7 protein-coding genes are annotated in these 9,798 nt (G+C 29.0%); 1 reads left to right on the forward strand and 6 read right to left on the reverse strand.

Annotation, left to right across the window (positions count from 1 at the left end):
* From ABY863_RS10920 to ABY863_RS10945, 6 genes are all read right to left on the reverse strand, one after another.
* Positions 1 to 1,079, reverse strand: a 1,079-nt coding sequence (locus ABY863_RS10920) for a thrombospondin type 3 repeat-containing protein (RefSeq protein ID WP_372794732.1), incomplete at its 3' end; no start/stop codon positions are given.
* A gap of 111 nt (positions 1,080 to 1,190) precedes the next feature.
* On the reverse strand, positions 1,191 to 2,384 hold the full coding sequence (gene kbl / locus ABY863_RS10925) for a glycine C-acetyltransferase (RefSeq protein ID WP_372794735.1): 1,194 nt from the start codon (positions 2,382 to 2,384) through the stop codon (positions 1,191 to 1,193).
* Positions 2,385 to 2,416: 32 nt separating this feature from the next.
* Positions 2,417 to 5,566, reverse strand: coding sequence for a UvrD-helicase domain-containing protein (locus tag ABY863_RS10930; RefSeq protein ID WP_372794737.1), 3,150 nt, complete (start codon positions 5,564 to 5,566; stop codon positions 2,417 to 2,419).
* Between the two features lie 54 nt (positions 5,567 to 5,620).
* Positions 5,621 to 6,247, reverse strand: a complete 627-nt coding sequence (locus ABY863_RS10935; RefSeq protein WP_372794739.1) for a hypothetical protein — start codon at positions 6,245 to 6,247, stop codon at positions 5,621 to 5,623.
* A gap of 103 nt (positions 6,248 to 6,350) precedes the next feature.
* Positions 6,351 to 6,785 (reverse strand): TerB family tellurite resistance protein, encoded by a 435-nt coding sequence (locus ABY863_RS10940; protein WP_372794741.1) that lies wholly within the window; start codon positions 6,783 to 6,785, stop codon positions 6,351 to 6,353.
* A 63-nt stretch (positions 6,786 to 6,848) separates the two neighbouring features.
* Positions 6,849 to 7,289 carry a TerB family tellurite resistance protein gene (locus tag ABY863_RS10945; RefSeq protein WP_372794743.1) on the reverse strand — a complete coding sequence of 147 codons (441 nt, stop codon included), beginning with the start codon at positions 7,287 to 7,289 and terminating at the stop codon, positions 6,849 to 6,851.
* Positions 7,290 to 7,390: 101 nt separating this feature from the next.
* On the opposite strand from ABY863_RS10945, the gene ABY863_RS10950 reads away from it, so the two are divergent.
* On the forward strand, positions 7,391 to 9,798 hold a 2,408-nt coding region (locus ABY863_RS10950; RefSeq protein ID WP_372794745.1), incomplete at its 3' end, for a DEAD/DEAH box helicase.

Genomic DNA, 9,798 nt, shown 5'->3' on the forward strand with positions numbered 1-9,798 from the left:
AAAGATGATTTACCTGTATCAAATAAGATAGTTCTTGCATATTCGTTCAATGTTGCCATAACTTCTTCTGTCGGAGCTAAAGGGCAACCGTCATTTGAAGCTGGACCTACAACAGTTGGGCATTTATCATCTTTATCTAAAACACCATCACCGTCAGTATCTGGCCATGGACATCCTTTATTTTCTTTTGGACCTGCTACTTCAGGACAAGCATCATCTTTATCAACAACACCGTCACCATCTGTGTCAGGACAACCATTGTTAGCTTTTGTTCCTTTTGCGTTTGGACAAGCATCATCTTTATCTGCAATTCCATCTTCATCAGCATCTGGACAACCTTTTAATGCTGCTAAACCTGCAACATTAGGGCAATCATCTTCTGAGTCAATAACACCATCACTATCTGAATCTGGACAACCTTTGTATTCAGCTAAACCAAATACATCAGGACACGCATCAAACTTGTCATAAATACCATCACCATCTGCATCATTTCCTCCAAATTTTAAAACAAAACCTACAGAATGTTGAAAATGTTGTACAATACTACTTTCAAAAGAATGTTTGTATTTTGATTCAACGTTTAATCCAATATTTTCAGTAAACCAAAAATTAATTCCTAAACCTCCATTAAAAGTTCCTGTTCCTAAATCACCTAACCAAGTGTAACCTCCACCTACAGATGCATATGGATTAAACCATGATGTGTTACCAATAACTTTGTTAAGGTCATATTTTAAAGCTCCATCTAAACCATAATAAGTCTCTTCGTTGATTGTATTATCACCAACTTTAGTTATTTTATTTAATGTTCCTGTTGCTTCAAAACTAAAACCATCAGCTAAATATTTACTAACTGCAAGTTTACTTAATGATGGAAGAATATTGTAATGATCAGTTGTATTAACAAACTCATCAAACCAAGCTCCATGACCAGCTAAATCAGCGTTAGTTGGGTAAAAATCCACTGCATTTACACCAAGACTAATTGCCCAAGGATTATTTTCGTCTTGCGCATTAACATTGTTGAAACCAGTAATTAATAATAAAGCCAATAAGGCTACTTTTAAATGTTTCATTTTCAAAAATTTAAATTTAATGTTCTTTTTTTTAGAAATAAGCTATTATAGCTTAAACTTAATTACAAAAATACAAAAATATCTTAAATATATTGTATTTTTAAGAAGTTTCTATATTAAGTTTAATTTTTTTCCAACTTTTATGAAAGCTTTTATTGCTTTATCTAAATGCTCTTTATTATGGGCTGCAGATAATTGTACTCTAATTCTTGCCTTTTCTTTTGGAACTACAGGGAAAAAGAAACCTATTACATATATACCCTCTTCTAAAAGTGCATTCGCCATGTTTTGAGCTAACTTAGCATCATAAAGCATTACTGGTACAATTGCTGAATCACCTTTAACAATATCAAAACCTGCATTTAACATAGCTTCTTTAAAATAGTTTGTGTTCCATTCTAATTTATCTCTAAGAGAAGTGTTGTTTGAAATCATTTCAAAAACTCTTAGGGATGCTCCAACTATTGCTGGTGCTAAAGAATTTGAAAACAAGTAAGGTCTTGAACGTTGACGTAACAATTCTATAATTTCCTTTTTACCAGTTGTATAACCTCCCATAGCGCCACCAAGTGCTTTACCAAGTGTTCCTGTTATAATATCTACTCTGCCCATTACATTTTTTAATTCTAATGTACCTCTTCCAGTTTTACCTATAAAACCTGCAGCATGGCATTCATCAACCATTACTAATGCATCATATTTATCAGCTAAATCGCATATTTTATCTAAACTCGCCACAACTCCATCCATAGAGAACACACCATCTGTTACAATAATTTTAAAACGATGTTCTTTTTTATTAGCTTCTATAAGTTGCTCTTCTAATGAAGTCATATCATTATTATCATATCTATATCTTGAAGCTTTACACAAACGAACACCATCAATAATTGAAGCATGATTTAATGAATCGGAAATTATGGCATCTTCTTCTGAGAAAAGAGGTTCAAAAACCCCTCCGTTTGCATCAAATGCTGCGGCATAAAGAATAGTGTCTTCTGTTTGATAAAATGTTGCTATTTTTTCTTCTAATTGCTTGTGAATATCTTGAGTTCCACAAATAAAACGAACTGATGACATTCCAAAACCATGAGAGTCCATTGCATCTTTTGCTGCTTGAATCACCTCTTTATTATTTGACAATCCTAAGTAGTTGTTTGCACAAAAATTTATAACTTCTTCTCCTGTGCTAATTTTTATAACTGCATCTTGAGAAGATGTTATAATTCGTTCAGATTTAAATAAACCTGAATCTTTTATATCTTGTAATTCCTTTTGTAAGTGTTGTTGTATTTTACCGTACATAATTATTTGTTTTTTTACAAAATTATTCATTTTTAAACTTCTTCTACACTAATTTCATAATTAATATAAACCAATAATTTTTTTTCAATAGAATAGTTTAACGTTTCTAACGTTTTTGCATAATTACTAATTTGCTGATGATACTTTTTATCAGGTTTTCCGGTTTTATAATCTATTATAACAACAACCTTATTATCTTTTACAACTAACCTGTCTGGAATAATAATTTTCTTATCTGAAGTTACAATTTCTTGTTCATTATAAACCTGATTTTTTTGTTCAAAATAAGTATGTAATTTTGGGTGATTAACAACATTGTTTAAAGCTGTTGTAATTTCATTATATTGAATACTATTGATAGTGCCATTGTAAGCATATTGATTTACAACTTCAAGAATATCTTTTTTGGTTTTAATTTTTGACAAAATTTCATGAATTAAATTACCGTAACCTATTGCTTTGCCTTGTTCAGTTTCCCAAAGTAATGATGAATTAGCAACAATAGAAATATTATGATTTTTCCAAGAATTGGTAATAAAACTATTTTGTGTAGTTGTTTTATTCTCAACTATTTTTGGAATGTTAATTCTTTTTCTATCACCAAAACTATATTCACTTTTTTCAGAATCCCATAAATTTAATTCTTTTAAAAAATTTATAAAAAGCCCTGATGAATGATTTAGATTTTCTTCATTTTTTACAGATATGCTATTTTCTGAAACAATATACAATTGCTCAATTGGCCGTGTTAATGCAACATATAAGATATTGAAATTGTCTAACTCTAACTCCTCTCTTTGTTGCTTAAATAAGTATTCTCCTTGTTCACCAATATAATTTAACTTGTTACTAGCATTTATCAAAACCGAATTTATTGAACTTGTTTGATTATATGAATACCAAACTGTTGGATTAATCTGCCTATAAATTTCAATATTATACGGATAAATAACCACCGGAAATTCTAAGCCTTTTGCCTTATGAATCGTCATAATTCTAACAGCATTTTTAGTCTCAGGGGCAACAATACTCAATTTGTCTTTTTTTAATTCCCAATATTCTAAAAAGCTGTTAAGTGAAACTTGTTTCTTTTGTTGAAACTCAAAAATAACGTCTAAAAAAAAATGAACGTTTGAATCTGATTCAGTTACCAAATTAAAACTTCTTATAATATATTCAATACTTTCATAAAACGGACTTTGAATAAATTCGTTATAGTTAAAAAACACATGGTGTTTTCTTAACGCTTCAAAAAATTGAAGGTTTGTTAAATTAATAAACTCACTAAAAAATAAATGTTTTTGTTCTTTTATTTTTAAATATTCAAATAAGAAATACAATAATTTAATTTTGTACTCTTTATTCAAAGGATTTTGAAGCACGTTTAACAAATCAATTATAAAACTCACTTTTAAACTATTTCCTAAAAGCAACGTTTCTGAAGAAATAATTTCAATTCCGTTTTCTGATAAATAGTTTGCAACTTCAATTCCTTGTTTTCTAGTTCTTACCAACACACAAACTTCATTTTTCTCAAAAGAGCTGTCTAAATTTTGGATAATTTCTAATACTTTTTTTGGATAGATCAAGTCTCTTTCTTCATCATCTTTTTGCTTTTCTACAAAAGATAATTGCACATAACCACCTTCTTTTTTAGTGGTTTTTTGACTGTTTCCTTCTAAAAATAAGTTACTAAAACTTTCGTTGTTTAAAAATTTTGAAATATGCTTAAAAAAGGAATTGTTAAAATTTATTATTTCTGAATAACTTCTGAAATTTGTCTCTAAATTAGCTTGTGTTTTTTTTACTTGAAATGGATTGTTTTCAATATTTTTTTCATCAGAAGAAAGCTCAATAAATTGTTCTGCTTTACCACCTCTCCACCTATAAATTGATTGTTTTGCATCGCCAACTAATAATAATTTCCCTTGTTCACCAGCTTCATTTTCTGATGAAATTACATTATCTATTAACGGTATTAAATTTTTCCATTGCAATTCAGAAGTATCCTGCATTTCGTCAATAAAATAATACTTAAATTTTTCACCTAAACGTTCATAAATAAAAGGTGCTGGTTCATTTTTAATTGTATCATTTATTTTTTGATTAAATTCTGCATTCAGCAAAATATTGTTTTCACTTTTAATCTCCTCTAAAGCACTATTTATATAATTTAAAACCGCTAATGGAATTAAACTATTTAAAATTAAATCATTCAATGTCTTTTGCTGAAATAATAATTCCGACTCATTGTATAATGTTACCAACTGATGGATAATAGCATCAATTGCATTTTTTATGGAAGATGATTTAGACTTTGAATAAAATGTTTCTTCAATAATATTTTTTTTGAAAGTATTTTGATCAAAAAATGAAGCTTTTTTATAAGAAACCGTGAGTATGTTAAAATGCTTTGGAAATTGAGAATAATAAAAATCTTTATCGTCAACACCACTTTCACTAATAATACTGAGTCCTTTTTCCCCGATTTCTAAAAATTCTTCTTCAATTTTTTTATTTTCTTTTTGAAGTTTTTCCTTTAGTATTTTGAATTCCTGAATTGAGATATTGTTTAGTGCTTTTAAATGCTTGGCATGGTTTTCATTTAAAATTATTTTAGCAAATGTTTTAAGTTCTTTAGAAATATCCCAGGCTTTATCATCATCTAACTTTTGAAGCGAATAACTCACCAATAAATCTGTCAATTCTTTATGTTCACCAATTTTAGAAATTACAACATCAACGGCTTCATTTAACAAACTTTCAGCATCCATTTCAACTTCAAAATTCATTGGAAGGTGTAAATCATGTGCAAAAGTTCTAATTAATTTATGTGTAAAACTGTCAATAGTAGTAATGCTAAATGCTGAATAATTTTGCAGAATAGCATTTAAAATTAATTGTGATCTGTTAAAAACAGTTTCTTCTGTTAAATTTGTTTCCATGCAAATTACAGGAAGCATATCGTTTGTTTGTTTCTCTGAAAACGAGTGAAGATTTTCAACAACACGTGCTTTCATTTCCGCAGCAGCTTTATTGGTGAAGGTTACTGCTAAAATTTGTTGAAATTTATAAATATTAGTGCTTGATAAAAGAATTTTTAAATATTCCTTAACCAATGTAAAAGTTTTTCCGCTACCAGCGGAAGCGTTGTAAACTTGAAATGAAGTTGATTGTTGCATTCATAGAAATTAGTAATGCAAGTTAATAAAATTTACATGGTTTAATAGATTTAATTATCTATCTCTCCATTTGAATTTTGGGCCACTATTTAGTTTAAAAACCAAGCCTAAACTATGTTGAAAATAATCTGTTGCTGTAGATTCTAGATTATGGTTATAATCTGATTGAAAATTCACACCAACTGAGCGTGAAAACCAAGCATTAAAGCCCCAGCCAGCTGCGATATTAAAATTATTTGTATCACCCATTTTAGAATATCCAAATCCAGAAAGAACATAAGGATCAAACCAGTTAGTTTCACCAATTAATTTATTTAAATCATATCTTAATTTTGCATCTATTGCAAAAAATGAATCGTTTAATAACACATCTCCAGTATTATAACCAAACCCTTTTTTAATTGTGTTTCCAGATGCTGATAATTGTAAAGTGGCTCCCTTTTTCAGATATCTTGCTATAAAAATTCTAACCGCTCCACCATTCATGTTTAAGTCTTCAATTGTACCACTCCCATAATCTTTAATGATTCCTGAAATACCATTGGGTGTTCTAATATCAACAATATTTACACCTCCACCTACAACCCAAGTAGTATCTTCATCTTGTGAATAAATTGAGTTATTTATTAAAAATAATATTAAAAAAAATAGCAATATTTTTTTAAACGTTTTATTAATCATAATTTCTAAGGGGCGTTACTTATAAAAGTAATAAACGTGAAATATGGGGATAAATTTTGTGAAAGGTATTAAAATACTGATTAAAATTAAAAATAGAATAAAACTAAATTCTATTCACATATTTTATTGCTTTTGTAAAGTCTTCTAAATCGTTATTATTTAAAATGAGATGAATGGTTTCATCAACAACTTTTTCAACATTGTTTAATGGGAAGCCTAAACCTACACAAATACTTCTTAAAACTTTAGCTTCATCTCCAGATACGTTTTCGTCAGCATAAACCATTTTACCTAAATCATATAAATGTTCTATGCGCTCGTTGTAATTATGTGGTGTGTGTGTAGAATATTCTGAAGGGTTCTTAAGTATTTCTTTGTACTTTTCTTCTAAAATATGAAAACGATTAGCTAATCTTTTTAATAATTTTTCTTCTCCCTCTGTAATTACATTATCAGCCATTGCTAATCTTACAACACTTGCAAAATGTTCAATATTTCTTTTTTGTTCTCCACTTAAATTGAAATCTGATACTCCCATATAATTACTTTTTATCGCAAATATAAAAAAATCATTAAAACAACCAATGTTTTAAAAAATAGTTTAATGCTTTATTGGGTTTACTTTTTTAATGACTTCTTTAAAATTCTCTAAATCTGGCTCTTCTAAAAAGAATTTTATAGCTTCTTTTACTATTTCTCTAGCATTTTCAACAGGAAATCCAAGGCCTACAGCAATTCTATCCATAGTGGAGGTTTTATCAATGGTTGGATTTTTATCTAAAAACAACATCTTTGTAAGATCAAATAAATGCTCTAAACGTTCATCATAACTCACAGGTGAATTTATTGGATACTTTGACGGGTCCTTTAAAATTTCTTGAAACTCACTTGTTGAAATATCAAGTCTAACAGCTAATCTTTCTAATAATAGCCTTTCATTATTATCAATTTTATTGTCAAATAATGCAAGTTTTACAATGGAAGCAAAATGGCCAATATTTTGTTCATGCATGCCTGTTGGATATAAGTCTGATATAGTCATAATATAAGTTTTTTTAATTCTCCCTTATAAATTTAAGAAATTATAACTTAATTTTTTTCCTTTTTTTTATAAAAAGCTACCTTTGGCAAAATTTGTAAAATTTGAGCAAGCAACATATTATCAAAATTTACGAGCAAATTGTTAAAGAAAAACAATTAGTCGAATACTTATCAAAAGAGAATCACCATTTCCAAATTTCGAATTTGGTAGGATCATCATTGTCTTTTGTTATTTCTGAAAGCTTTAAAAAAGTTGAAAAACCATTTCTTTTAGTCTTTAATGATAAGGAAGAGGCTGCTTATTATTTAAATGATTTAGAGCAACTTTTAAATGAAAAAGATGTACTTTTTTATCCAGGATCTTACAGAAGACCTTATCAAATTGAAGAAACTGATAATGCCAATGTATTATTACGGTCAGAGGTTTTAAATAGAATAAATTCACGTAAAAAACCTGCCATTATTGTTACGTATCCTGAAGCACTTTTTGAACAAGTTGTAACTAAGGCTGAACTTAACCGAAATACTTTAAAAGTAACTATTAATGATAAACTAGGATTAGATTTTGTAAATGAAGTTTTATTTGAATATCATTTTAACAGAGTAGATTTTGTTTCTGAACCAGGTGAATTTTCAGTAAGAGGTGGTATTATTGATGTGTTTTCATTTTCACACGATGAACCTTATAGGATAGAATTTTTTGGTGATGAAGTTGATAGCATCAGAACTTTTGATGTTGAAACACAACTGTCAACCGAAAAGCTAACTAAAATTAGTATTATGCCCAATGTTGAATTAAAAACATTGGTTGAAAAACGCGAAACTTTTATAAAATACATTGCTGATAAAACAGTTGTTTTTTCAAAAGATCTTGAGTTACTTTCCAATACGCTTGATAAACTTTTTGTGAAAGCTGAAGAAGCTTTCACAAAACTATCAACTGCAATAAACCACGCAAAACCAAATGAATTATTTTGCAATGGTGAATTAATAAAAAGACAATTACAAGATTTTACGTTTGTTGAAATTGGAAGTATTCATCACTCAGAATCTAAAGAAAAGATGCTGAATCAAGTTCAGCATGACATTGTGTCTTTTAATACAAAACCTCAGCCTTCATTTAACAAACAATTTGAATTGTTAATGAAGGATTTTCATAAAAATACTGAAAATGGATTCAAAAATTATTTGTTTTGTGATTCGCAAAAACAAGCCGATCGTTTTCACGATATTTTTAAGGATATTGATACTGAAATTGAATATAAAACGTTGGTTTTCCCATTATACCAAGGCTTTATTGATGTTGAAAATAAGATAGTTTGCTATACCGATCATCAAATTTTTGAGCGTTATCATAAATTCAGGCTAAAAAACGGGTACGCTAAAAAGCAATCCATCACTTTAAAAGAATTAACCAACCTTGAAGTTGGTGATTTTGTAACTCATATTGATCACGGTATTGGAAAATTTGGCGGACTTCAAAAAATTGATGTTGAAGGAAAAAAACAAGAAGCCATCAAATTAATTTATGGCGATCGCGATATTTTATACATCAGCATTCATTCGCTTCATAAAATTTCAAAATATACAGGTAAAGATGGAAAAGCGCCTAAATTGTACAAATTAGGTTCGGGTGCTTGGAAAAAATTAACGCAAAAAACCAAATCTCGTATAAAACATATTGCATTTAATTTAATTGAATTGTATGCAAAACGAAAAGTGCAAAAAGGTTTTCAATTCAATCCAGATAGTTATTTACAACACGAATTAGAAGCCAGTTTTTTATATGAAGACACGCCAGATCAATCTTCTTCAACCCAAGATGTAAAAAATGATATGGAAAAAGAACAACCAATGGACAGATTGGTTTGTGGAGATGTTGGTTTTGGGAAAACAGAAATTGCCATTAGAGCTGCTTTTAAAGCAGTAGATAATGGAAAACAAGTTGCTATTTTAGTACCTACTACAATTTTGGCGTATCAACATTTTAAAACATTTAGCGAGCGGTTGAAAGAATTTCCTGTAACAGTTGATTATTTAAACAGATTTAGAACAGCCAACCAACGAAAAGGGGTTTTAGAGGGATTAGCAAATGGCTCAGTTGATATTGTTATTGGAACCCATCAACTCACAAATTCAGTGATAAAATATAAAGATTTAGGGCTTTTAATTGTTGACGAAGAACAAAAATTTGGTGTAGCTGTTAAAGATAAATTAAAAACGTTGAAAGAAAACATTGATACATTAACGCTTACGGCAACTCCAATTCCAAGAACGTTGCAATTCTCATTAATGGCTGCACGTGATTTATCTATTATAAATACACCGCCACCAAATAGAGTTCCAATTGAAAGCAATGTTATTCGATATTCTGAAGAAGTAATTCGTGATGCTATTCGGTATGAAATTCAACGAGGTGGACAAATATTTTTTATTCATAATAGAATTGAAAATATTAAAGAAGTTGCCGGAATGTTACAGCGATTGGTTCCTGATGCTAAAATTGGTAT

The organism is Lutibacter sp. (assembly GCF_041562875.1).
Taxonomy (GTDB): Bacteria; Bacteroidota; Bacteroidia; order Flavobacteriales; family Flavobacteriaceae; genus Lutibacter.